Origin of the sequence: Halomonas sp. SIMBA_159, from assembly GCF_046536035.1 — a bacterium.
Taxonomy (GTDB): Bacteria; Pseudomonadota; Gammaproteobacteria; order Pseudomonadales; family Halomonadaceae; genus Vreelandella; species Vreelandella venusta_A.
The window spans coordinates 1-255 of record NZ_JAWJBT010001038.1 but is presented as its reverse complement, the minus strand read 5'-3'; the positions used below and the strand labels follow the sequence as shown (position 1 = coordinate 255).

Sequence of the window (255 nt, the reverse complement as noted above, 5' to 3'; positions counted from 1 at the left end):
CAGGCTTCATAGAAGCTGGAGAAATTACCCGCCAGCTCAAACAGGTAGCTGCTCATCACGTGCGGATGACCTTCACGGGCCACGGTTTCCACGGCTTCTTCAAATTGCAGCAGTTTTGACAGCAGCACTTGCTCTTTCTCGTCATTGATCACAACTGGGTGTGTCAGCTCACTTTCGTTCAGGCCTGCGCGTTTAAATACAGAAATGACACGGGTGTAGGCGTATTGCATGTAAGGCGCGGTATTGCCTTCGAAG

At 51.0% G+C, this 255-nt stretch carries 1 protein-coding gene; it reads right to left on the bottom strand.

What is annotated here, in order from left to right:
- The coding region (locus R0J87_RS22430; RefSeq protein WP_498889085.1) for a DALR anticodon-binding domain-containing protein at positions 1 to 255 on the bottom strand (255 nt) is incomplete at both ends.